Genomic DNA, 21,618 nt, shown 5'->3' on the forward strand with positions numbered 1-21,618 from the left:
TGCGAAACGGGCGTACCTTGTTTTTTAACATATTTGGCGGTATTTAAAATTGCTTGTCATGGTGTTGAAAGAACGCGGCTGAGGCCTGAAGGTAATAAACTGTTTAATTATTATTTAACTAATGCAGTGCCCGTGTACAAAGGCTTTATTTGCTGTTATGATGAATCTGTGCAAACGCGTTTTTTAACCGGCAATATAGTGATACCTGGTACGTTTACCCTTAATGCCGGTAGTACGAATGATGCCTGGAATATCAAATAGCTTAATTCTTACTTAAATTGTACAGTTAAGGCATACAACCGATACAGAGAAAATGTATATTCGTCAATTGGTTATCGGGTGCCCCGGAAATGATATTTTAAATGTGCTCAATAATCAACTGGTACTTATTACTATATGATCAACCTTAAAATTGGCCATAATACTTTATCAGGTTTTGTAGCAATTATCAGATAAAATTAAATGAAACGAATTTTACTTATACTATTTGGGTTTTTGCTTACATACACACAGCATCAGCACAACAAAAGCCGCAGTACACACAATATGTTTTTAATAACTTGTTGTTAAATCCGGCGGTAACAGGTATTGAAAATTACACCGATGTAAAAGCGGGCTATCGAAGCCAATGGACGGGTTTGCAGGGCGCTCCTGTAACTAGTTATTTAACTATTGATTTTCCTTTGGGAAATGACTTTTTGCAGGGTGATGCTACCGCTTTTCCTGCTGAAGGTGGTGTTAATCCTTCGAGCAGGCTGTACACGCAAAATTATATGGCGGCCGAACCTCACCATGGCTTGGGATTCAATATCGTGTCTGACGTAGCTGGCCCCATCAACACCACTAATATCGACATAGATTACGCTTATCATCTGGGCTTAACTGATCGTTTAAATTTAGCAGTGGGCGTTTCCGCGGGATTTAATCATATCAGCCTGAATACTGCCCAGATCACACTCGAAAATCCGAATGACCCGGCAATTACCAACGGGAATAACAGCCAGTGGAAACCAGACCTGAATACCGGTATCTGGTTGTATTCTTCCAATTATTACTTTGGCGCATCTGTGCAGCAAATACTTCCACAAAATCTTTATTTTAGTTCAACCCATTCAGCAAACGCAAGTAAAACTGTTCCGCAATACTTTTTGACCGGCGGGGTTAAATTCTTCCTGACAGATGATGTAACCATTTTGCCTTCGTTTTTAATTAAAGAGATTAACCCGGTGCCATTAACCTATGACATCAATGCCAAAATATCTTTTCAGGATAAATTCTGGCTGGGCGGCTCGTACCGGCATGGAGACTCTTTCGGGGTACTGGCAGGTTTAAATATCAGCTCCTTTATCAATGTTGGGTATTCCTATGATATTACTACCTCTGCCCTGAATACGGTAAGTAATGGCACACATGAAATAGTGATAAGCTTATTATTAAACAACAGGTATAAGGTAACCTGCCCGCAACATAGTTTCTAGGTCATGGTTCATAGTTCATGGAAAAAAGGGGGGAGATAAATCAAGAAATTCTTGGTAATGAACAGCTTCGTATTTTCTGCTATGAACTATGAACCATTAACTATGAACTGCCTACAACTCTCTTCTCAACCTAGCAACCGGGATATTCATTTGCTCGCGGTATTTGGCAACAGTACGGCGGGCGATATTGTAGCCTGCATCTTTTAATATTTCGGTAAGCTTTTCATCAGCAAGGGGATGCTGTTTGTCTTCCTTACCAATATGCTCTTCGAGGATCTTTTTAACCTCTTTGTTTGAAACCTCTTCGCCGCTTTCGGTTTGAATGGCTTCGGAGAAAAATGATTTCAGCAGAAAGGTGCCGAACTCGGTTTGTACATATTTTGAGTTGGCCACACGGGATACGGTTGAAATGTCCATATTGATCCTGTCAGCTATGTCTTTAAGGATCATTGGCCTTAAATTCTTATCATCCCCGGTTAAAAAGTAATCATACTGGTATTGCATTATGGCATTCATCGTTTTTAGCAAGGTTTGCTGGCGCTGTTTGATGGCATCAATAAACCATTTGGCCGAGTCGAGTTTTTGTTTTACAAACTGAACCGCTTCTTTTAACTTTTTATCCTTTTGCGACGCTTTATCATAATGTTCAAACATTTCCTGGTACGACCGGCTTATCCTTAATTCGGGAGCATTTTTTGAGTTTAAAGTAAGGATCAGGAATCCGTTGTTATTGCTGATATGAAAATCAGGGATCACCTGCATCTGTTTGGTGTTCATCTCATTTGAATCTCCTGGCTTGGGATTCAGTTTTAAGATTTCATTTACAACAGCCCTCAGCTCGTCTGACGACATGTTTAAAGATTTTTCAAGCTTATCGTAATGTTTGCGTGTAAATTCATCAAGGTAATGCTCAACAACCATTATAGCCTTTTTTACAACGGGGTCATTCTGGTCTTTTTTGCGCAATTGAATTAAAAGGCATTCCTGCAAGCTGCGTGCACCAACACCAGCCGGGTCAAACCCCTGTATCACCCGGAGCATATCTTCTACTTCATCGTCTTCAGCAAAAATATTTTGTGAAAAAGCAAGATCATCTGTTAACGAAGTGATTGGCCGGCGCAAATATCCGTCGTCATCCAGACTGCCGATAATTTGCCTGCCTATTCTGAAATCTTTATCTGACAGGGGCAACAAATCGAGCTGCTGCTGTAAGCTCTCAAAAAATGAGCTTTGCACAGCAATCGGGATCTCTTTATGATCATCATCGTCATCCCCGTTTTGGTCATAACGCGAACCGTATTCGTTCACATTATCTTCCTGCAGGTAGTCGTCGATATTAAATTCATCTGCTTCACCCTTTTCTTCATCCCCGGTATAATTATCATCTTCAGGGTCGCGGTCGGGGTATTGCTCTTCAGGTTCATTTAAATTAGTGAGGCTCAAATCTTCAAGCGCAGGGTTTTCTTCCAGCTCCTCCTTTATCCTGGTATCTAATGAAACCGTGGGCACCTGCAGCAATTTTATAAATTGTATTTGCTGCGGTGATAGTTTTTGTAATAGTTTTTGTTGAAGGTTTTGTTTTAACATAATCAGATGGTCGCAAAAATACATCAATTACCCTTAACTAAAAAATTTGTTAGGATAAGTTGATCCCGGTTGAATATTTATAAATAAAATATTTTTTTGATTGTTTTACTATTTGGTATATTACGCGAAATAATATTTTTAGTTATGGCATTTGTAAAGGAATTTAAAGAATTTGCAATGCGGGGCAACGTAGTTGACCTTGCAGTTGGTGTGGTTATTGGTGCAGCGTTCGGCGGCATTGTTACTTCATTGGTAAAAGACATTATCATGCCCCCGATAGGGTATATTACCGGAGGTGTTGATTTTTCAGATAAAAAGATCATTCTGAAGGATGCAGACCCGGTACACAAAGTGCTCGAGAATGCCATTCACTATGGTAGTTTTATTAATGCCGTAATCCAGTTCCTTATCATCGCTTTTTCTATTTTCATGGTTGTAAAAGCAATTAATTCGTTGAAAAAGTCAGAGCCGGAGCCCGAAGCGGCGCCTGTAGCTGAACCGGAACCAACCAAAGAGGAGTTGTTGCTTACACAGATCCGGGACCTGCTGGCAAAAGGGCAGAAATAATTATTGTCCGCCGGCAACCGGTACCGTTTTTTTTCGCGAAATGCTATTTTCCCGAAGATCATTTGAATCTTCTATTTCGTGACCTTTTTGCGCCACAGTAATAACATATGGCCACCAATTGTTGGTGGCCATAGTAATATCCTTATCCAGGTAATACCGGTCCTGGCCCTTTAATTGGATATGATCGAACCCCGGGTAATGTTCACCTTGCGAATAGGGGTCATACGTTTCAATGTAAAAATTGCTGCCCGTTTGTTTATAGCCCTTTGCCAGCAGAAAGTGGCCCCAGCCGCTTGCAGTTGTTGGATAGAACTTTGAAATATGCTGGTAATCGGTAATATTAAATGGAATATAAAACATATCCAGGCAAATAATAAGTAACTTATTTTTGTCGATGTTAGTTTTTACCAGGCTGTCGATGTTCTGCAAAGTATCAACAGCATAGTTGATGTTATTTAACTTTAAATAGGATTGTACGTCGCTGGTAAACCACCAGCCACCTTTTGGTTCATAAATATTTCTGGCATCAACCGGCGTTTTGGAAAATATCGAATCAGCCCATTTAATTGCCATCGTAGTAACTGCAGGCCCGCAGTTGATGTATTGAAACCGGCTGCCGTCAAATTGATCGAGGTAGAAGTTATACCCTTTATTCAGGCTTTTCCCCATCGCTATAGTGCCCGGAAATCCAAAATATTCCATTTCTGTTTGTATAATTAATTGGAATGATGTTGACTTATGTTTATCTGTTGATGTAACCGTAAAAACAACTGGCTGTGTAAAGTCATAAACTTCATTATCGCCTGCAATAGTACTGTTAATTGTAGCGGTTACCTGGCTCGCCAAAGTATATGACATGATGAGCTTGTGCCTGTTTGCAGAGTCAGGCACAATAACAGTTATCGTATTGGATAGGGTATCGATATTTGCGCCGGTTAATTCGCCATTAATGGCAAAATTGAGCAAGCCATTCTCCAGCGTATGGATTTGTGGTACGGTTAGCTGCGGTGATGCAGGTTGCGCCTCCTTTTTACATGAAACTGCCTGTAAAATGGAAAAGATAAAAACCCACAAATAAATTTTAATTTTCATTTGCGTAACCTTCGTTTTTTAAAGGTATAAATAAATTTTTAAAACGTTTTGGGCACTTTAGGGTCGGTTACAATAATAAAGTCGCCACTTTTGCTCAATTTTTTCCAATCGGGGTTGTCGAAATTCTCATCATCAAAAGTTGCGATGTTCAGAATCCTTACTTTGGGGGCGTATTTTTTCAATTGTGCTGCCGTCCCCAGCTTTTCTTCGCTGTGGAAACTGCCGTTTAACTGGAGTATTTTATAACCTTTATGCGATTTGATAAACCTGGCAATTGACCAGGCCATGGTGGCGTCCCATAAATTTTGAGCCTGGTACATTTGCATCCCTCCCAAAGCTGCATGGCCGCCCATTATCTGTAAAAAATTGTCATAATAAGGGCCTGTGGCTGTATCAATCGGCAGCGGGGGAAGGTAGGACTTGCCAATGGAGTTAAGTTGTTCAAGGCTTAGCAGGCCCATGCGATTGGTCATGTTTACATAACGATTTGGCGCATTGGCCGCTACAACAGCAATTTTATTAGTCTTCGCCCATTCAATTAAGGGCCTGTAGTCTTTGTAATTATGCCAGGCGCGGGCTTCGCTAATGAAATTTTTTTCGCGGATCAAGCCGTTCAAATATTCGTTCAATACGTTCTGGCAGTCGGTTTCAAACATCTCCATTGACAGGGCTGTCCTGTCAGGATACTTTTGACTTAGTTTTTTAAATACGCTATATTCTAAAAAATGGCCTGTCGAATCGTTATGCTGTTCGCCAAAATAAAGCACATCGGCATTTAACATAGCATCAGTTATATCGTCCGACGGCACGATTTTTTGTTTTGCAACGCTGTATATTTTATAGTGACTGGAAAGTGAATCCTGGGAAAATACGCAGAGGGGGAAGGCGATAAGGAACAATACGGTGTATAATTTCATTAATAACTTGATTTAGTGGATTGACTGCCCTGGTTGATTGTTTGTTGCTTTGGCGTTCTGATTTCTAAATATACAAACTTAATTATCCAAATCAACTTAATCAAACGCGAAACCACTCAACCAGGGAAACCGCTTTTAAAAACTAATAACTAACAGGAGGAACCTACGGGGCCATCAGCTGATCTGTTTATGCTATAAACAGGCAACTCCTCCGGAGTCATAGGCAGAACGTCGCAATAGTTCCAGCGGAACTACCTGTTTATAGCACATACATTTGTGATTTAATGGCTCCAGTGGAGCCCCCTGTTTTAAAAGCGATCTCCCTGGCCACTCAAGAAAACTATTTGAAATGAAAAAAAAATACACTACATTTGCGTCCTTGTTTTAAAAAAGACGAATAGAATAAAATAGCCATGAAAAGAACGTTTCAGCCCTCACAAAGGAAAAGAAGAAATAAGCACGGTTTCCGTGAGCGCATGTCAACTGCTAACGGCAGGAGAATATTAGCAGCAAGAAGAGCTAAAGGCAGAAAAAGACTGTCAGTTTCTGACGAGCGCAGCCACAAAGCATAAAGCTGGTTGCTTTCTCCAAAACGGGGCTTGAACCGCTTATTGATATAAATCCGGTTCAAACGTAGCAACACCCATGTATACTTTTAAGAAAGAAGAACGGTTATGTAATAAAAAGCTTATTGATGAGCTTTTTCATAACGGCTCTTCTTTTTTATGTTATCCCTTCAAGGTATCCTGGCTTTTTGCCGATTTTTCGGGGAACTATCCTGTGCAGGTTGTTTTTTCGGTTCCAAAACGGCGGTTTAACCACGCCACCGACCGTAACCTGGTTAAAAGGCGCACCCGCGAAACTTACCGGCGCTACAAACAGGAGCATTTATATGCCCCGTTAAATGCTGCCGGAAAAAAAATTGTGCTTTCTGTTGGTTATATCGGCAAAGAAATCGCGTCCTACGATCTTGCTGAAAAAAAAATGCTCAAGTTGTTGAAACTGCTTAGTGCCGAAACTTCCAAATGAAAGCAATTACCGGTATATTAAAAAAAGGGATAGGCTTTGTATTCATCCTGTTGATAAAAATATACCAGTATTTTATTTCGCCGATGACCGGAGCCTCATGCCGCTATACACCAACATGTTCGCAATACGGGGTAGAGGCGATCAGGAAATACGGTGCGTTTAAAGGCGGCTGGTTAACTTTAAAACGTATTGCAAGCTGCAATCCATGGGGAGGGCACGGGCATGATCCTGTACCCTGAATCAAGTCTTGAGTCTTGGGTTGAAAGTCATAAGTCAAAGATACCGATTAAAATAAAATTCAAAATCTGTAAATGAGCCTGCTATTACAAATTGAAACTGCTACCACATCCTGTTCAGTTGCGCTGGCAAAGGACGGTGTGGTGTTGGGGTTTAAGCAAATAAACCAGCGCAACATACATGCAGAGGTGATCACTTTATTTGTTGAAGAATTGCTTGTTTCGGCAGGATTGAAATATGATGAGCTGGATGCCATTGCAGTAAGCAGCGGGCCCGGTTCTTATACTGGTTTGCGCATAGGTATTTCTACTGCTAAGGGCTTATGTTTTGCGCTTGATAAACCACTGATCGCTATTGAGACCCTGGAAGCTATGGTGTACGGCATCATCAATGCCGATCAATCAGCGATAAGTGCCGATACCCTTTTATGTCCTATGATAGATGCGAGGCGGATGGAAGTGTTTACCGCTGTTTTTAGTGCTGGCGGAACGAAAATAAAACCCACCGCAGCGGAGATCATTGATGCCAATAGCTTTGCCGATTTACTTGAAATAAACAAAATATTGTTTTTTGGCGATGGTGCCGAAAAGTGCAGAGAGGTTTTAGGAGCCCACCGCAACGCTAGCTTCCTGCCCGATTTTGTTAATTCAGCAGTTCATTTAACTCAAAAGGCACTCGAAAAGTTCCGGAATAAAGAATTCGAGGATGTGGCTTACTTTGAGCCGTACTATCTGAAAGATTTTATCGCAGGAAAAAAAGCGGTTTAATTTTTCACTATTGTTTATTTTTCAACAGTGTTCAAGAGGGCTTCGCCGTTTTGGATTTCGGAATTATTTAGCCTTGCTTTATTGTAACGTTTTAAAATTCATACCAATAAACACTCTTTACGTGCTGATGAACAGGTTCATGGGACGGTGTAATGATAATTTCAAATGAGATATTTTCATCTGTTTCGGTATCAGAATATTGTAGAACATTATCGGGATCAAATAATTGTCTTACCGTCACCTTGTATACGCCATCTTCCATAGCAATATTCAGATCCGCATTATGACGCGAAGGTATTGACGCGTCGGAAAACTGAGCTGCCATTGTCAAGTCACTATAATTAGTTAAAAATAACTCCCCGTTAGTTACATTTATAAAATGTTCAAATTGTCTAAAGGCAAGCGTATTGGATGGCTGGTCTCTAATTGCTACAACCCAAATGCCTCCACCATCATTGCTGGTTTGCCAAACAACGATATTACCCGCATTCATTTGATCAACAAAATGTGCCATTAATTGATCAAATTGCCAATTGTGGTCTACAAAGCTTTGATAGTTGTCGCTGTTTACAATCGCGATAAACCCATCGTCATCAATAATGCTTAAATTCATAAATCAAAGATATTTACCAATGAAAATACAATTAAGATTGAGCTTAAAAAAAGCAGCCGATGAATTTGCCAATTTGAACGGAGTAGTTTTCAAATCCGAAATCGAAATTCCCTGCCTGCGGCAGGCGAAGTCCGAAATTAATCTTTCGTTTTAAACCAACGGCTCCAAAGCCTGCCCAAAAAACCTTTTTCGCCCATTGGAATGCTGCTGGCATTCATCGGATGTTCGATAACCGGACCCAGCTTTAACGAGAAGCCCAGGAAGAAATTTGCACCCGTATAAGTTCCGTTTTGATTGATATTTGCCGAATTTTTGTTGAGCTGATCTCCCGCTAATGCGATGCTTTGCATTAGTTTATCGCTTCCGATAAAAAACTCCCAATTGGGGGTTTGCATCATAAACTGGGCGCCCAAATTGAAGATTTTAAGGTCGTCGTAAGTTGTAGTAAGTGTTAAAGAGTATTTTTCGTACTTAAATGGATTAACCAAGGCACCTATAAAACCGGGGTAGAACAGCTCCTTTGATACTACAGCGGTTGGAGAATATTTGAACATATGGTTGTCATCTATCCAGAAGCTTTTTGAAACACTAAATTCCGCTCGTCCGTCAATCGGGGTAGTAAATGATCCTGTAACCTGGTTGGTATGGACGATCTTACTAACTTTATTATAAATGCTGTCTTCGCGTTGCGGCGTTGTCAAGCCATAGATGGATGAACTGCCGTTAAAGTTATAATAGCTGGACCGGCTGCTCCAATGGATAAACCCCAGATCTTTAATGTTTCCCTGTAAAACAAAGCTGTCTTCTGTGCGATAGGTGGCACCCATGCTTATTGCGGCGCCGGGGCTCCGCAAATTTGGTAAATAATCCCGGGCAATAAAATGGCCGGGGATATAACCTGAATAGTACTTTCCGCGAAGGGCAACAACCGCTGAATCCCCCGTTTTGTCGAACATAGCCTGTGAACCGGAAATATTCAGTTTCTGATAGCTAATACCCAGTAAGCCGCTTATTTTAACACCAAAAGCAACTTGTTTATTGATTTTTTCGCGATAGGTAAAACTGATCTGGTGATAAGTTTGATAGTAATAGTTGCTGTTAAATATATTGGTATAGTTTTGACCGCTGTTGAAGCTTTGTGTTCCGTTTAATGCCGCAATTGATTCGTCGGTAATTGCGCCTTTACCTTCCGATTTCATTTGCCAGGAGAACCCCATTTCTACATCACCGCTCAGGCTCGAAAACATTTTTACCATAATCAGGTAAGCGTTTATATTTTCATTAACCATATTATACCTGCCTTTTCCTATCTGTAAGGCTGAGTTATCATATTTATTTAAAAATGCCCTGTTTTTTAAAGTTGCCTGGGCATCGCCGCTTAAAAAAATATTTGTATTGAAATTAGGGATCAGGAAATTTGATGCATACATTTTACTGGTATCCGGAATAAAGGCCCTTTGGGAAGGGTTTTCGAATGAATCGTATAGTGTACCGGTGTTGTACAGCGAAAACTGTTGTGCGAAAATTCTAAACGAGAACAATAAAAAGAATAGAACAAGTAAAAATTTCTTCATAAATAGCTTTGCGCCTGAGCTTTTGTATTCGTTTTAAAGATAAAAATTACAAATTGATTATCTGAAAATATAATAATATTTTAGTGTTTAACGAAAAATAAGGGCGATAGTTGTATGTATTGATTAATTTTTAACTAAAACAGTGTCTCTGTTTAGTTTTAAACAAAAGTTTGTATAGTAATTTTTCTTAGCGGCGCTTAATTGCCATGAAATGCCATAAAAGTTCTTCCACCCTGGTTCCTGGTTTTGAAATGAGTCGAAAACATCGGGTTTCATATCTCTTTTAAAAATTTGTTCGGCATTTTTAAAGATGAGCATAAAAGTAACATTGCTTTGTTCCGCAAGCAGGTTATCAAACTGGCCGTACTGCGGGTTTTTGCTCAAAAATTTTCTGTTTAAATAAGTGTCATTATAGCTTTTCAATTCGTTGGTACTATTAGCTAATATTAAATAATTATCAATAATTAAATAATAAGGATGCCTGAAAACACTAAAAGCATCTCCTAATAAAAAAAAGGTAATTTGTCGTAACTCAACTGGCCCGAGTTTTCGTCCGTCATTTTACTCACATTCATTAAAAGCGTATTCATTTTGCTTCCGTCCTTAAGCGAGATAATCGCCAATTTTTCGAAATAACGTGTGGTAATAATAGCAAATTCGTTTCCCAGCAGGGCATAAAACCGTTTTTTTAAGTCGGTACCAGTTTCGGCTTGTATTTTGTTAAAGAGTTGCCCTTCTTCTTTCTTATAGCCCGCTTTTGTATACCAATCCGAAAGGCTTTTGCTGAATGAAACCTGATTTGACACCGCCAGACTGGTGCTGTAAGCAGTTGTTGAAGGGAAAATATCCTTTAATTGGTTGTTGACAGGCTGTTGGTTGGCAAAGAGGTTTAAGTAACTGATGGTCTCGTTTACCTGTACTGTTGTTTCACCATTAAACATTAAAGCATCCGTTTTGTAGTTTAAACTTAATGCTGAATGCCCGGAGAGCAAACGGAAACTTTTAAAAATATCCGTGTTTTTATTCCTGAAAATGCAATCAAATAATGGGTCAAGCTCGCTGTAGTTTACATATATGCTGGCCAGAGAGTTGGCGTTTTGCTGTTCGGAGAGTAATGCAAATGATGGAGCACTATCTGTTTTTTTTATCAAAGCTACTTCATTTACCAGGTCTTTTGAAAAACTGCCGGAATAGATATTAAATTCATTTTTTACCAGGTAAAATCTTTTTTTTAACGCATTAATATACAATGTGCAGCCATGTTTTGCGCCTGCCTGCAGCGGGGTAACCAGTATACCGTTGCCCGGTTGTTTTGCTAACTGATCAAAAATCGCCGGGTCGAAATCAGCGGACGCCGGCAAGGTAACCAGCAATGCGATGTTTTTTGTTTGTGTTGGATGAACAGAAATAAAAACATTTTGCCCCGAGAAATATTTACTCAGTAGTTTATTTTGAAGCAATTGTTGTCTTAAGGTATCTAATTGGCCAAGTATCTGCCTGCCGGTAACCGCCGCAAATAATGGATTGCCTTTAAAGATATCATAAAAGCTTGAATCGTTATTGAACTCAAAGATGACCGATGCATTACCGGGGATTTCGTGCATTACCCGGCTGGTATTTGATCCGGGCGGATTCAAATTCTTAAAGTAAACAACCGTTATATAAGCGGTAGCTAACAACAAAATAAGGGTAATAATTAGGTGTTTTCTCATTACTTCCTGCTATACAAAGGTAGCTTAAATTTGAGTGGTTCATCAGGTTACTTGTCAATATTAAATACGGAAACAGAATAATAACAAATCTTTACAAGCAAAACCATAAATTGCTAAAATCATTAACTTAGCCATTTATTGTAAACATGAAGAGAAGAATAATTATTACAGCCGCTATATTTGGAATGCTTGCGGTTATTGCAGGCGCATTTGGCGCACACGGGTTAGAAGGAAAACTATCAGCGAAAAACATGGAAGTGTGGCACACGGCTGTGCAGTACCAGTTTTATCACACTTTCGCGCTGATCTTTTTATCCACGTTAACCCGTTTTAAAATAAGGCTTGTCGGCCATTGCTATATCCTTTTTACTATAGGTATTGTATTGTTTTCCGGCTCTTTATATTTGCTTTCCTGTAAAGACTTGATCGAATGGTCGTGGTTACCCATCCTTGGCCCCATAACACCAATTGGCGGCGTCCTTTTTATAGCAGGGTGGGTGTGTCTTGGTATTGCCGCTTTAAAAATTAAATAATTTGATGTTAGAATTTGCTGAACCAAGCCGTGCCGATAGGGAAACATTTTTTGTTGAGGTGATATTGCCATTGGCAATTGCTAAAAACTATACCTACCGGGTCCCTTTTGAAATGAACGCTGCGGTGGCTGTTGGAAAAAGAGTGGTGGTGCAGTTTGGAAAAAGCAAACTTTATACAGCAATAATAGCAGCTGTAGGGAATCTTGCCCCTGAAAAATATGAGGCCAAGTATGTGATTGAGTTGTTGGATGATCGCCCGTTAGTTACCGCTGCGCAATTGCAGTTTTGGCAATGGATGGCCGACTATTATATGTGTACCATTGGCGAGGTGATGAATGCCGCCTTGCCATCTGCCTTAAAACTTGCCAGCGAAACCCGGATCATCCTGAATAAAGGCTTTGAAATTGACCGTTCGGCATTGCATGACAAAGAATACCTTATTGTTGAGGCGCTGGATATACAGCCTGAACTTACGGTTAGTGATATTGTAAAGCTGCTGGGGCAAAAAACAGTAATGCCCATATTAAAAGTGCTTTTTGAAAAGAATATCATCCATATTTCTGAGGATATAAGCGAAAAATACAAACCCCGCACACGCACATTTATCACGTTAAATCCGGTTTATCATCAGCAGGAGAGTTTGAAGGAATTGTTCCTGATCCTTGAAAAACGGGCGCCTAAACAAGCCGACGCTGTGCTGGCCTATATCAAAATGGCACGCCATCAAAAAGCGATCACTAAAAACGAACTTGCCGAAGAAAGCGGCGCCGGGGCATCCAGTATAAATTCCCTGGTAGAAAAAGATGTGTTTATTGCCGAGGAGAAAAACGTTAGCCGTTTGTTTTACGAAGATCAATCGATTTTTGACAGTTTCGACTTAAGTGAACAGCAAACCGGGGTGTTGAACCAGGTAGGCAAGGAGTTTAAGCAAAAGGATGTGGTACTGCTGCATGGCGTAACATCCTCCGGTAAAACGCAGATCTATATCAGGCTGATTGAAGAAATGATGAGCGCCGGCAGGCAGGTTTTATATCTGCTGCCCGAAATTGCGTTAACCACGCATATTATTGAACGGCTCCGGCAATATTTTGGCGCCAATATAGGCATCTACCACTCCCGTTTTAATGATAATGAGCGTGTGGAGGTTTGGCAAAAAGTATTGAATAGTGATTATAAGGTGATACTGGGTGCCCGTTCATCTGTGTTTTTGCCGTTTCACGACCTTGGTTTGATCATTGTGGATGAAGAGCACGAAACATCCTATAAACAATATGATCCGGCCCCGCGCTATAATGCCCGCGATGCCGCTATTTTCCTGGCGAATATGCACAAAGGGAAAGTTTTGCTTGGTTCGGCTACACCATCCTTCGAAAGTTATTATAACGCCCGCCTTCATAAATATGGGTTTGCCGAATTAACAGAGCGGTATGGCGGTGTAAAAATGCCCGAAATTGAAGTGGTAAGCATTGCTGAGGAAACGAAGCAAAAAACCATACAATCGCATTTTACAAGTGTATTGCTGGCGGATATCAGGGAAGCGCTGGAAAATAAAGAGCAGGTGATCCTGTTCCAGAACAGGCGCGGTTATGCCCCTGTGCTGATGTGCAAGATCTGTGCTTATACACCCAAATGTATCAATTGCGATGTAAGTTTAACCTTCCATAAAAGCAGTGGCAAACTGCATTGCCATTATTGCGGATATAAAGAAGATGCACCAAATATCTGCCCTGCCTGTGGATCAACCCACCTGGAATATAAAGGTTTCGGTACCGAAAAGGTAGAAGATGAGCTGGCGCTGATATTACCGGAAGCACGCATTGCGCGGATGGATCTGGATACTACGCGGTCCCGCAATTCGCTGCAACTGCTACTCAATAACCTGGAGGAAAAGAAGATCGACATCCTGGTAGGTACCCAAATGGTGGCGAAAGGACTTGATTTTTCGGACGTTACGGTAATAGGTATTATTAATGCCGATAGCCTGTTGAAATTTCCGGACTACCGTGCCAATGAACGCAGCTACCAGATGCTGAGCCAGGTAAGCGGCCGGGCCGGCAGGCGCGGTAAGCAGGGTAAAGTAGTGATCCAAACGTATGATACCACGCACCGGGTGATCAGGCAGGTAATAGAAAGCGATTATACCGACCTCTACTTTACCGAGATGGAGGAGCGCAGGAGCTTTAAATACCCGCCGTTTTACCGCATCATTAGCCTGGATGTTAAGCATAAAGATCCCGAAATGGTCAGCAACCAATCTATCTACCTTGCAAAAGAATTGCGTAAACATTTTGGCGACAGGGTAATAGGCCCCGAATACCCCCTGGTGAGCCGCATCCGTAACTACTATATCATGAGCATTATGCTGAAATTTGAAAAGGAAGCTGATTCTATCAATAAAGCAAAGGTCATTATCCGGGAGGTCATCACCCAGTTTCAAACTACCAAACTCAGCAAGGGGAGTATTGTACAACCGGATGTAGATCCATACTAATTGTCTGAACACGATTTATAGGATTTTATTGATTGTAAAGATTACTGTAGTGTTGGTAAAGATTTAAGATTTATATGAAGTATTTTAATATCAATGATTTAAAGCACAAAATAATCGGCTGTGCAATGAAGGTGCACAATAACCTGGGAAATGGGTTTCAGTAGGTTATTTACCAGAGAGCCCTTGCCATTGAATTTAGGATTGCCGGGATCAATTATGAGAGGGAAAAAGAAATGTCAATTTTTTATTATGATGAATTGATAGGAACCAGGAGGGCTGATTTTTTTGTTGAGGAAAGTATAATGGTTGAATTGAAAGGGCTCGAAAAAATAGAAGATATCCACAAAAACCAGGCAATAAATTATTTGGAAGCTTACAATATCGCCGATGGTTTATTGATTAACTTTGGCGGCTTAAGTTTGGAGTTTAAAAGGGTTTTTAACAATAAGTTGGTTAAACCGAAAGATCGAAAATCTTTTTAATCTTGCCAATCATATAAATCGTGTTCAGACAAAAATGGCAATTAAATACGTTGACGGATACAGAGATAAAGGCCTTCGCAAGGCATTAGTTGAGGAGCTAAGAAAAAAAGGGATCGAGGACGAAAAAGTACTCGAAGCCATGGGCAAAGTGCCCCGCCACTACTTTTTTGAAGAAACTTTCAGGAATCAGGCTTATAAAGACATTGCTTTCCGGATAGGTGAGGGGCAAACCATTTCGCAACCCTATACGGTAGCTTATCAAACCCAATTGCTACACATACATAAAGACGATAAAGTACTTGAAATAGGTACCGGAAGCGGTTACCAAACTTGTATTTTGGCAGAGTTAGGCGCCAAAGTTTATACCATTGAACGGATAGAAAAACTACACCTGCAAGCCAAAGAACTGTTGCACGAAATTGGCTACAAAGCCCGCTTTTTTTGCGGCGATGGCTCAAAAGGCATAGCAAACCGTGCGCCGTTCGATAAAATCATCGTTACCGCCGGTGCACCGACTGTACCTGATGAATTAGTAAAACAACTGAATATCGGTGGAATATTGGTAATCCCGGTAGGGGATCAAAAGTCCCAAAAAATGGTTACCATTCTTAAAACCAGTGAAGCCGATTACGAGAAAATTGTGCTTGATACCTTCAGGTTTGTGCCATTAGTTGGGGATAAGGCGTGGTAAAGGATTTACGATTTTAGAATTACGATTTTAGATTTATTTCTGTCGCTTCAATAGTCAGGTCGTAGCTAAAGCATTAATTTGAAAAGCGAACAAAATCTAAATTCGTAAATCTGAATTCTAAAATCGAATTATCCTTTCATCGCTCTGTCCATCTCCACCTTCGTATCGCGTTCCTTCATTGTTTCGCGTTTATCAAAGGTCTTTTTACCCTGAGCCAGTCCGATCTCCAGTTTGGCAAAACCACGCTCGCTGATGAACAGGGCAAGGGGGACAATAGTTAAGCCTTTTTCTTCGCCACGGGTTTGGAGTTTTTTTAATTCTTTTTTATTGAGGAGTAGCACGCGGTCGCGTTTGGCTTCATGGTTGTAGAAAGAGCCGAAGCTGTATTCGGCAATGTGCAGGTTGCGCACATAAAGCTGGTCGTTAATAAAAGTGCAAAAGGCATCGTTTATATTGGCTTTGCCCTGGCGTATGGATTTAATTTCGGTGCCCAGCAATTTTATGCCGGCAATATATTTATCCAGTATATGGTATTCAAAATAGGCTTTTTTATTTTTTATATAGATGTTTTGGTCCATTTGCTGCAAATATACGGGAATTTATTTTGACACGAATCAACACGAATTATTGTCACGAATTTCACGAATGAGGACGAATGGACACAAATGAAATGGGCGCGAATATAATTGACAGGAATTTCACGAATCGGGACAAATTAATTTTATTTGTATCTGTTTGTCAAATTCGCGCCTGTTATTTAACGGCTTGGTTGCGGTTTTACTACCAGCACAGGCACGTGGACCTTATGGCGAACCGAATCCACAGTTGTGCCAAAAATAAGGTCTTTTAATACCTTATGTCCATGTGAACCCATTACCAGGAAATCAATTTTTTCTTCAGCAACGATTTGAGCTATGGCCGTTGCAGCCCTGCCGAATCCCATATGGGCATTGGCTTTGTACCCCAGTTTCACAATTGCTTCTGCATATTTTTCAAGATTGTTTACATCGCTTTGTGTTTCGTGATCCATTACTTCGGTGCCGTAATACCTGGCGCCTGCTGTCTCAACTACATGAATCAGGGTGTACCTGGCCTCTTTTCCTCCCTGCATTATAGCATGCCTGATACAGTCGCGGTCGTTTTTGGAAAAATCAATACTTACGCCGATGTGCTTATAGGTAATTGGCTTAATTTCATGAATAGTTGAAGCAAGTCCGTGGGGTACCCGTGCAGGCAGGTCGTGGTGTTTAAATAACAGTGGTCTTAAAAATACATAAAGCAACAGCACCGCGATAGCTGCAATAAGCGGGATCACTAAAACGTAGATCCAAAAATGGGCCGCCGGGTATTGTTTAATCCAGTCGAGCAGCTGATCAAAAACAAGCTTCGCATTTAGTGCGACGATTAAAGCAGCGCTTAGCCAGGCCACGATCTTTACTTTTAAACTGATGGCAAATTTACCCATTCGTTTGCGGTTTGAGGTAAAGTGGATCAAAGGGATAACTGCAAAGCCCAGTTGCAAACTTAAAACAACCTGGCTTAAAATGATCAGGCTGCCGAGGCCCGAATCGCCAAAATATAAAATGGTTAAAACAGCCGGGACAATAGCCAGGAACCTGGTTAATAAACGGCGCAGCCACGGCTCAATACGCAGGTTGATATGCCCCTCTAAAATAATCTGTCCGGCCAGCGTTCCGGTGATAGTGGAGCTTTGCCCGGAAGCGATTAATGCTATGGCAAACAGCGTTGGAGCCAATGGCCCGAAAATATGAGCTAATAATTTATAGGCATCCTGAATTTCGGCAACTTTAAAATACCCATTGCTAAAAAATGCACCTGCAGCCAGGATCAGGATAGCGGCGTTAACAATAAACGCAAGGTTGAGCGCAATCACTGTATCAAACAAATTGAATTTTATGGCCGATTTGATGCCTTCATGTGTTCGCACAATTTGCCGGGTTTGCACCAGTGAAGAATGCAGGTACAGGTTATGCGGCATCACCGTTGCGCCAATAATGCCTATGGCTATATAAAGCATGTTTTGACTGATCGCATCGCCTTTAAATAAGTTATTTGGGATAAATCCTTTAGCTACTTCTAAAACATCGGGCCGAACGATAAACATTTCGATTAAAAACGACATCCCCATAATGAAGATCATCGACATGATGAAAACTTCCAGTTTGCGCATGCCTTTATTCATCAAAAACAGCATGAGCACCGTATCTGTAAGGGTAAGCGATACGCCCCAGATAAGCGGCAAATGAAAAAGTAATTGTAAACCGATGGCCATACCAATAACTTCGGCAAGATCACAGGCGATGATGGCGATTTGAGCGAGGATATACAGGCAGAAATTGATGAACCGGGGATAGGCATTTTTTGAGGCTTGCGCAAGGTCAAGCCCGCGCACAATACCCAGCCGTGCACTTAATGATTGCAGTAACAGAGCGATCAGGTTAGAGGTAAATAGTACCCAAATCAACTTGTAGCCAAAGGCGCTGCCGCCGGCTATGTCCGTTGCCCAGTTGCCCGGGTCCATATAACCAACGCTAACCAGGTAGGCCGGGCCTATAAAAGCCAGCAGCCTGCGCCAGCCCAGTTTATTTTCGGTACCGATGGAACTGTGAACATTACCTAATGATTTGTTAGGGGTATTTGTATTTTTCATAGTGCGATCAGTAAATTATTTGCCACTTCGCGGCTGATTTGTATCGTATTATCTTCGGTATGCAATACCATTGAATGATCAAACTCAATGATCTCAGCAACTGTTATTTTTTTTCCGATGGTGAGCGATTGTTTTTCGAGGTATTGTAAATAAGCCTTTGAATGATCGCGAACGCCGCAGATCACCCCGCCTTCGTTTATGCCAATTGAAGAGACAGGCTTTAAATTGTGGATTTTAAACAAACCGTTACAGTCAGGTATCGGGTCGCCATGGGGATCAAATTTGGGGTACTCCATAAATTTATCCAGGCGATCGATCAACTCATTTGATGAAATATGTTCCAGCTCTTCGGCCATTTCGTGCACCTGGTCCCATTTAAAATCAAGTTTTTCCACCAAAAAATATTCCCATAACCGGTGTTTCCGGATAATGTTTACCGCGATCTTTTCGCCGGTTGCCGTGAGCGAAACTCCCTGGTAGGGCGTATAATTGATCAGTTCCTTTTCCGCCAGCTTTTTTAGCATATCAGTCACCGATGATGCTTTGGTATTTAGCAAGGCAGCTAACTGGTTTGTGCTCACGCTGCTGGCATTCACCGACAAGTGATAAATGGACTTTAAATAGTTTTCTTCGGCTAGAGTATTCATTTAAGCAAATCTAATAATAAATTTAGACTTGTCTAAATTTTATAATTAATAAAAATATATTTTTGCTAAAATAGATTTTTGAGAAATTTTATTTGGTAGATTAAGTAAAATCATATATTTGCCTGCATCATGGCTGCCGAATTAGATAAAATAGACCTTCAGATACTGAAGATATTACAGGAAAACGGAAGGATAACTAACCTTCAACTTTCCAACGAAATCGGGCTTTCGCCCGCACCAACACTGGAACGTGTGCGCAAGTTGGAGAACGCGGAATATATTAAAAGCTATCATGCTTTGGTTGACGAAGAGAAACTTGGTTTAGGCATCAAAACCTTTATCCAGATCTCGCTTGATTTTCATCAAAAAAATACCATCCAGACTTTTATTGACGAGATCAAAAACATAAAGGAGGTTACTGAATGTCACCATGTAACCGGGCAGTGCGACTTTTTACTAAAAGTTTATGTGCGGGATATAAAATCCTATGAACAACTCATCATGGAAAAGATCAGCCGCATCAGCGTTGTAAAAACTTTCCAAACGATGATGATCATGTCAACCAGTAAGAAAGAGCCGATTGTGCCGCTGGAATATTAGCTAATTTGATAATTTGAAGATTTGAAAATGAAGTTCAATTTTCAAATTGGCACATCTTCAAATCTTCAAATTCAATGTATCTGCCAGTCTATCGGTTTTTTTCCTTCACTTGTCAAAATATCATTCGTTTTTGAAAATGGCCCCGAACCAAAAAAACCGCGATCAGCCGAAAATGGCGAGGGGTGCGGCGATTTAATGATGTGATGTTTGGTTTTATCGATGAGGTCCGCTTTTGCCTGAGCGAAGGCTCCCCATAGGATAAATATGATTCCTTCTTTTTTATCGGATATGGTTTTGATCACCTGATCGGTAAATTCTTCCCATCCTTTTTTCTGGTGCGAGCCGGGTGTGCCTGCTCGTACGGTGAGGCTTGCATTTAGTAGTAATACGCCCTGTTCGGCCCATTCGGTAAGGTTGCCATGGTTGGGTGTAACAAAGCCAGGTATATCAGTGGTTAGCTCTTTATAAATGTTCCTTAACGATGGGGGGATGGTAATGCCTTTTTGCACCGAAAAAGATAAGCCGTGCGCCTGATTTTCGCCATGGTAGGGGTCCTGCCCAAGGATGACAACCTTTAGTTCCGAAAAAGGCGTTTTCCGGAAGGCATTAAAAATATCTGTTCCTTTAGGGTATATTTTATTGCCGGCATCTTTCTCGTTTTTCAGGAACTGCCGCAGTTGAACCATGTAATCCTTCCCGAATTCTTCGCTTAAAACATACAGCCAGCCGGGCTCTAATTCTATCGCCATAAATATTTTAAAAATGTTGATTTAGCGTACAAATAAACGGATATTTGCAAACTAATTTATATAATTACTAACGATGTCAAATATAGTAAGGTTAATTATTGCCTGTGTAGTTTTAGGGGCCGCGGTGGCCCTATGTGCGTTTGGATTTTGGGGATGGGGGATATTGGTACTGTTTTTAGGTGGCTTTGTATTGCTGAGCTACTTTTTTAACGAGAACATGATTATAGCGCAATGGTTTTTGCGCAAAGAGAATTCAGATAAAGCGGAGCAATGGCTGCTAAAGATAACCGATTACGAAAAACAATTGAACAAAAGCCAGCATGGCTATTACAACCTGCTGATCGGTTTGATAGAAACCAGGAAAGCGCCGTTAAAAGCTGAAAAGTATTTCAAGAAAGCGCTTTCCCTGGGGATGAAAATGTCTCACAATACAGCGTTAGCAAAGCTCAGCCTTGCGGGTATATCAATGGCCAAACGTAATAAAAGAGAAGCCCAGATGTATTTACAGGAAGCGGCAAAGGATGATAAGAATAAATTGCTTACCGAGCAGATCAAGATGATGAAGGGCCAAATGGCACAGATGGATAAGCAACAGGTAGTACGGGGCGGGTATCGCCAGTTTTAATGGTAGTTCAAAAGTCAGTAAAGCCTGCCTGCCGGCAGGTCCGAAAGAAGCTGCAAATGATCTTTCGGGCAAAGATAGAAGTAAGTCAAACGTTTAGTAATACGTTTTAATAGATATACCGGAGGCGCATCTTGCGCCTCTTTTTTTGTCTTGATTCCTGGTTCTTTATTCTTGCCTCTCCGGCCTATTTTTCTTCAATCGAACTGAAGTAATCCGGCTCAGAAGAATGATTTTGATTCGGTGCAAAATGCCTTTCCTGCGTGAAGTAGCCATCCTCCGAAGGATTGGCCACCTCCACCATTTTTAACAGGCTCCGGATAAAGGAGAGGTTGAAATTGCTCCTGTTTAGTTTTATCAGGTATTCGTTTTCGGTTATCTCGAGAATTGAATTAGTCATAACTTTAGTTATAAGTGTTTATTGCAATAATAAACAACCTATCCAATACTAAAGTTTCAGCAAAATTATCCTTTCATTAACAAATTGTTATTAAAAGGCTGATTTATTGCGATTTATTTTCGTAGGGACAGCAAATTTTGTGTCACTGCAGGTGATTTT

25 protein-coding genes are annotated in these 21,618 nt (G+C 40.8%); 13 read left to right on the forward strand and 12 right to left on the reverse strand.

Annotation, left to right across the window (positions count from 1 at the left end; all coding sequences use genetic code 11):
* Positions 1-33: 33 nt before the first annotated feature.
* Both MgSA37_RS10025 and MgSA37_RS10030 read left to right on the forward strand, forming a co-directional pair.
* Positions 34-261 carry a hypothetical protein gene (locus MgSA37_RS10025; RefSeq protein ID WP_157750521.1) on the forward strand — a complete coding sequence of 76 codons (228 nt, stop codon included), beginning with the start codon at positions 34-36 and terminating at the stop codon, positions 259-261.
* 242 nt (positions 262-503) lie between these two features.
* Positions 504-1,478, forward strand: coding sequence for a PorP/SprF family type IX secretion system membrane protein (locus tag MgSA37_RS10030; RefSeq protein ID WP_232010876.1), 975 nt, complete (start codon positions 504-506; stop codon positions 1,476-1,478).
* 111 nt (positions 1,479-1,589) lie between these two features.
* Here the strand turns inward: MgSA37_RS10030 and rpoN are convergent, their stop codons facing one another.
* A complete protein-coding gene (gene rpoN / locus MgSA37_RS10035) occupies positions 1,590-3,065 on the reverse strand; it encodes an RNA polymerase factor sigma-54 (RefSeq protein ID WP_096351634.1) in 1,476 nt (491 codons plus the stop codon).
* Positions 3,066-3,209: 144 nt separating this feature from the next.
* On the opposite strand from rpoN, the gene mscL reads away from it, so the two are divergent.
* Positions 3,210-3,632, forward strand: coding sequence for a large-conductance mechanosensitive channel protein MscL (gene mscL, locus MgSA37_RS10040; RefSeq protein ID WP_096351636.1), 423 nt, complete (start codon positions 3,210-3,212; stop codon positions 3,630-3,632).
* Here the strand turns inward: mscL and MgSA37_RS10045 are convergent, their stop codons facing one another.
* Positions 3,633-4,724: a hypothetical protein gene (locus MgSA37_RS10045; RefSeq protein ID WP_096351637.1), complete on the reverse strand. Its 1,092-nt coding sequence runs from the start codon at positions 4,722-4,724 to the stop codon at positions 3,633-3,635.
* A gap of 38 nt (positions 4,725-4,762) precedes the next feature.
* Complete coding sequence (locus tag MgSA37_RS10050; RefSeq protein ID WP_096351639.1) at positions 4,763-5,641, reverse strand: ChaN family lipoprotein; 879 nt, start codon at positions 5,639-5,641, stop codon at positions 4,763-4,765.
* Positions 5,642-6,054: 413 nt separating this feature from the next.
* Between MgSA37_RS10050 and rpmH the strand changes: the two genes are divergently transcribed.
* The 4 genes from rpmH (at position 6,055) to tsaB (ending at position 7,674) form a co-directional block, all read left to right on the forward strand.
* Entirely contained in the window at positions 6,055-6,213 is a 159-nt protein-coding gene (gene rpmH, locus MgSA37_RS10055) for a 50S ribosomal protein L34 (RefSeq protein WP_096351641.1), read from the forward strand.
* A gap of 73 nt (positions 6,214-6,286) precedes the next feature.
* A complete protein-coding gene (locus MgSA37_RS10060) occupies positions 6,287-6,670 on the forward strand; it encodes a ribonuclease P protein component (protein WP_096351642.1) in 384 nt (127 codons plus the stop codon).
* A complete protein-coding gene (gene yidD / locus MgSA37_RS10065; protein ID WP_096351644.1) occupies positions 6,667-6,909 on the forward strand; it encodes a membrane protein insertion efficiency factor YidD in 243 nt (80 codons plus the stop codon). The genes MgSA37_RS10060 and yidD overlap by 4 nt, the downstream gene beginning before the upstream one ends.
* Before the next feature lie 72 nt (positions 6,910-6,981).
* Positions 6,982-7,674 (forward strand): tRNA (adenosine(37)-N6)-threonylcarbamoyltransferase complex dimerization subunit type 1 TsaB, encoded by a 693-nt coding sequence (gene tsaB / locus MgSA37_RS10070; RefSeq protein WP_096351646.1) that lies wholly within the window; start codon positions 6,982-6,984, stop codon positions 7,672-7,674.
* A gap of 91 nt (positions 7,675-7,765) precedes the next feature.
* On the opposite strand, the gene MgSA37_RS10075 is transcribed toward tsaB, so the two are convergent.
* The 4 genes from MgSA37_RS10075 to MgSA37_RS10090 all read right to left on the reverse strand — a co-directional run bounded on the left by MgSA37_RS10075 (position 7,766) and on the right by MgSA37_RS10090 (position 11,573).
* Positions 7,766-8,287 carry a hypothetical protein gene (locus MgSA37_RS10075; RefSeq protein WP_096351647.1) on the reverse strand — a complete coding sequence of 174 codons (522 nt, stop codon included), beginning with the start codon at positions 8,285-8,287 and terminating at the stop codon, positions 7,766-7,768.
* A 137-nt stretch (positions 8,288-8,424) separates the two neighbouring features.
* The gene (locus MgSA37_RS10080) at positions 8,425-9,861 is read right to left on the reverse strand and encodes a DUF5723 family protein (protein WP_096351649.1); all 1,437 of its coding nucleotides are present in this window, start codon (positions 9,859-9,861) and stop codon (positions 8,425-8,427) included.
* 123 nt (positions 9,862-9,984) lie between these two features.
* A complete protein-coding gene (locus MgSA37_RS10085; protein ID WP_157750522.1) occupies positions 9,985-10,245 on the reverse strand; it encodes a hypothetical protein in 261 nt (86 codons plus the stop codon).
* A 119-nt stretch (positions 10,246-10,364) separates the two neighbouring features.
* On the reverse strand, positions 10,365-11,573 hold the full coding sequence (locus tag MgSA37_RS10090) for a hypothetical protein (protein WP_096351653.1): 1,209 nt from the start codon (positions 11,571-11,573) through the stop codon (positions 10,365-10,367).
* Positions 11,574-11,719: 146 nt separating this feature from the next.
* Here MgSA37_RS10090 and MgSA37_RS10095 point away from each other — a divergent pair, with 146 nt between their 5' ends.
* The 4 genes from MgSA37_RS10095 (at position 11,720) to MgSA37_RS10110 (ending at position 15,770) form a co-directional block, all read left to right on the forward strand.
* A complete protein-coding gene (locus tag MgSA37_RS10095) occupies positions 11,720-12,106 on the forward strand; it encodes a DUF423 domain-containing protein (protein WP_096351654.1) in 387 nt (128 codons plus the stop codon).
* A gap of 4 nt (positions 12,107-12,110) precedes the next feature.
* The gene (priA, locus tag MgSA37_RS10100; RefSeq protein ID WP_096351656.1) at positions 12,111-14,597 is read left to right on the forward strand and encodes a replication restart helicase PriA; all 2,487 of its coding nucleotides are present in this window, start codon (positions 12,111-12,113) and stop codon (positions 14,595-14,597) included.
* A 167-nt stretch (positions 14,598-14,764) separates the two neighbouring features.
* Entirely contained in the window at positions 14,765-15,079 is a 315-nt protein-coding gene (locus MgSA37_RS10105) for a GxxExxY protein (RefSeq protein WP_262497477.1), read from the forward strand.
* A 34-nt stretch (positions 15,080-15,113) separates the two neighbouring features.
* The gene (locus tag MgSA37_RS10110; RefSeq protein ID WP_096351657.1) at positions 15,114-15,770 is read left to right on the forward strand and encodes a protein-L-isoaspartate(D-aspartate) O-methyltransferase; all 657 of its coding nucleotides are present in this window, start codon (positions 15,114-15,116) and stop codon (positions 15,768-15,770) included.
* Between the two features lie 128 nt (positions 15,771-15,898).
* On the opposite strand, the gene smpB is transcribed toward MgSA37_RS10110, so the two are convergent.
* The 3 genes from smpB to MgSA37_RS10125 all read right to left on the reverse strand — a co-directional run bounded on the left by smpB (position 15,899) and on the right by MgSA37_RS10125 (position 19,088).
* Positions 15,899-16,348, reverse strand: coding sequence for an SsrA-binding protein SmpB (gene smpB, locus MgSA37_RS10115; RefSeq protein ID WP_096351658.1), 450 nt, complete (start codon positions 16,346-16,348; stop codon positions 15,899-15,901).
* A 179-nt stretch (positions 16,349-16,527) separates the two neighbouring features.
* Positions 16,528-18,441 carry an Nramp family divalent metal transporter gene (locus tag MgSA37_RS10120; RefSeq protein WP_096351660.1) on the reverse strand — a complete coding sequence of 638 codons (1,914 nt, stop codon included), beginning with the start codon at positions 18,439-18,441 and terminating at the stop codon, positions 16,528-16,530.
* Positions 18,438-19,088: a metal-dependent transcriptional regulator gene (locus MgSA37_RS10125; protein WP_096351661.1), complete on the reverse strand. Its 651-nt coding sequence runs from the start codon at positions 19,086-19,088 to the stop codon at positions 18,438-18,440. Before MgSA37_RS10125 ends, MgSA37_RS10120 begins: the two co-directional genes overlap by 4 nt.
* Before the next feature lie 129 nt (positions 19,089-19,217).
* Here MgSA37_RS10125 and MgSA37_RS10130 point away from each other — a divergent pair, with 129 nt between their 5' ends.
* Positions 19,218-19,688: an Lrp/AsnC family transcriptional regulator gene (locus MgSA37_RS10130; protein WP_096351663.1), complete on the forward strand. Its 471-nt coding sequence runs from the start codon at positions 19,218-19,220 to the stop codon at positions 19,686-19,688.
* A gap of 71 nt (positions 19,689-19,759) precedes the next feature.
* Here the strand turns inward: MgSA37_RS10130 and ung are convergent, their stop codons facing one another.
* Positions 19,760-20,437: a uracil-DNA glycosylase gene (gene ung, locus MgSA37_RS10135; protein ID WP_096351664.1), complete on the reverse strand. Its 678-nt coding sequence runs from the start codon at positions 20,435-20,437 to the stop codon at positions 19,760-19,762.
* 73 nt (positions 20,438-20,510) lie between these two features.
* Between ung and MgSA37_RS10140 the strand changes: the two genes are divergently transcribed.
* The gene (locus MgSA37_RS10140; RefSeq protein WP_096351666.1) at positions 20,511-21,062 is read left to right on the forward strand and encodes a hypothetical protein; all 552 of its coding nucleotides are present in this window, start codon (positions 20,511-20,513) and stop codon (positions 21,060-21,062) included.
* A gap of 184 nt (positions 21,063-21,246) precedes the next feature.
* Here the strand turns inward: MgSA37_RS10140 and MgSA37_RS10145 are convergent, their stop codons facing one another.
* Positions 21,247-21,459, reverse strand: a complete 213-nt coding sequence (locus MgSA37_RS10145; RefSeq protein WP_096351667.1) for a hypothetical protein — start codon at positions 21,457-21,459, stop codon at positions 21,247-21,249.
* Positions 21,460-21,618: the final 159 nt, after the last annotated feature.

This window comes from Mucilaginibacter gotjawali, from assembly GCF_002355435.1.
In the GTDB taxonomy this organism is placed as follows: Bacteria; Bacteroidota; Bacteroidia; order Sphingobacteriales; family Sphingobacteriaceae; genus Mucilaginibacter; species Mucilaginibacter gotjawali.

What these genes read in the sequence shown, in the direction of transcription:
- rpoN (WP_096351634.1), bottom strand. Translation starts at nt 3,065, where the DNA reads ATGTTAAAACAAAACCTTCAACAAAAACTATTACAAAAACTATCACCG.
- mscL (WP_096351636.1), top strand. Translation starts at nt 3,210, where the DNA reads ATGGCATTTGTAAAGGAATTTAAAGAATTTGCAATGCGGGGCAACGTA.
- MgSA37_RS10045 (WP_096351637.1), bottom strand. Translation starts at nt 4,724, where the DNA reads ATGAAAATTAAAATTTATTTGTGGGTTTTTATCTTTTCCATTTTACAG.
- MgSA37_RS10050 (WP_096351639.1), bottom strand. Translation starts at nt 5,641, where the DNA reads ATGAAATTATACACCGTATTGTTCCTTATCGCCTTCCCCCTCTGCGTA.
- rpmH (WP_096351641.1), top strand. Translation starts at nt 6,055, where the DNA reads ATGAAAAGAACGTTTCAGCCCTCACAAAGGAAAAGAAGAAATAAGCAC.
- MgSA37_RS10060 (WP_096351642.1), top strand. Translation starts at nt 6,287, where the DNA reads ATGTATACTTTTAAGAAAGAAGAACGGTTATGTAATAAAAAGCTTATT.
- yidD (WP_096351644.1), top strand. Translation starts at nt 6,667, where the DNA reads ATGAAAGCAATTACCGGTATATTAAAAAAAGGGATAGGCTTTGTATTC.
- tsaB (WP_096351646.1), top strand. Translation starts at nt 6,982, where the DNA reads ATGAGCCTGCTATTACAAATTGAAACTGCTACCACATCCTGTTCAGTT.
- MgSA37_RS10075 (WP_096351647.1), bottom strand. Translation starts at nt 8,287, where the DNA reads ATGAATTTAAGCATTATTGATGACGATGGGTTTATCGCGATTGTAAAC.
- MgSA37_RS10080 (WP_096351649.1), bottom strand. Translation starts at nt 9,861, where the DNA reads ATGAAGAAATTTTTACTTGTTCTATTCTTTTTATTGTTCTCGTTTAGA.
- MgSA37_RS10090 (WP_096351653.1), bottom strand. Translation starts at nt 11,573, where the DNA reads ATGAGAAAACACCTAATTATTACCCTTATTTTGTTGTTAGCTACCGCT.
- MgSA37_RS10095 (WP_096351654.1), top strand. Translation starts at nt 11,720, where the DNA reads ATGAAGAGAAGAATAATTATTACAGCCGCTATATTTGGAATGCTTGCG.
- priA (WP_096351656.1), top strand. Translation starts at nt 12,111, where the DNA reads ATGTTAGAATTTGCTGAACCAAGCCGTGCCGATAGGGAAACATTTTTT.
- MgSA37_RS10110 (WP_096351657.1), top strand. Translation starts at nt 15,114, where the DNA reads ATGGCAATTAAATACGTTGACGGATACAGAGATAAAGGCCTTCGCAAG.
- smpB (WP_096351658.1), bottom strand. Translation starts at nt 16,348, where the DNA reads ATGGACCAAAACATCTATATAAAAAATAAAAAAGCCTATTTTGAATAC.
- MgSA37_RS10120 (WP_096351660.1), bottom strand. Translation starts at nt 18,441, where the DNA reads ATGAAAAATACAAATACCCCTAACAAATCATTAGGTAATGTTCACAGT.
- MgSA37_RS10125 (WP_096351661.1), bottom strand. Translation starts at nt 19,088, where the DNA reads ATGAATACTCTAGCCGAAGAAAACTATTTAAAGTCCATTTATCACTTG.
- MgSA37_RS10130 (WP_096351663.1), top strand. Translation starts at nt 19,218, where the DNA reads ATGGCTGCCGAATTAGATAAAATAGACCTTCAGATACTGAAGATATTA.
- ung (WP_096351664.1), bottom strand. Translation starts at nt 20,437, where the DNA reads ATGGCGATAGAATTAGAGCCCGGCTGGCTGTATGTTTTAAGCGAAGAA.
- MgSA37_RS10140 (WP_096351666.1), top strand. Translation starts at nt 20,511, where the DNA reads ATGTCAAATATAGTAAGGTTAATTATTGCCTGTGTAGTTTTAGGGGCC.
- MgSA37_RS10145 (WP_096351667.1), bottom strand. Translation starts at nt 21,459, where the DNA reads ATGACTAATTCAATTCTCGAGATAACCGAAAACGAATACCTGATAAAA.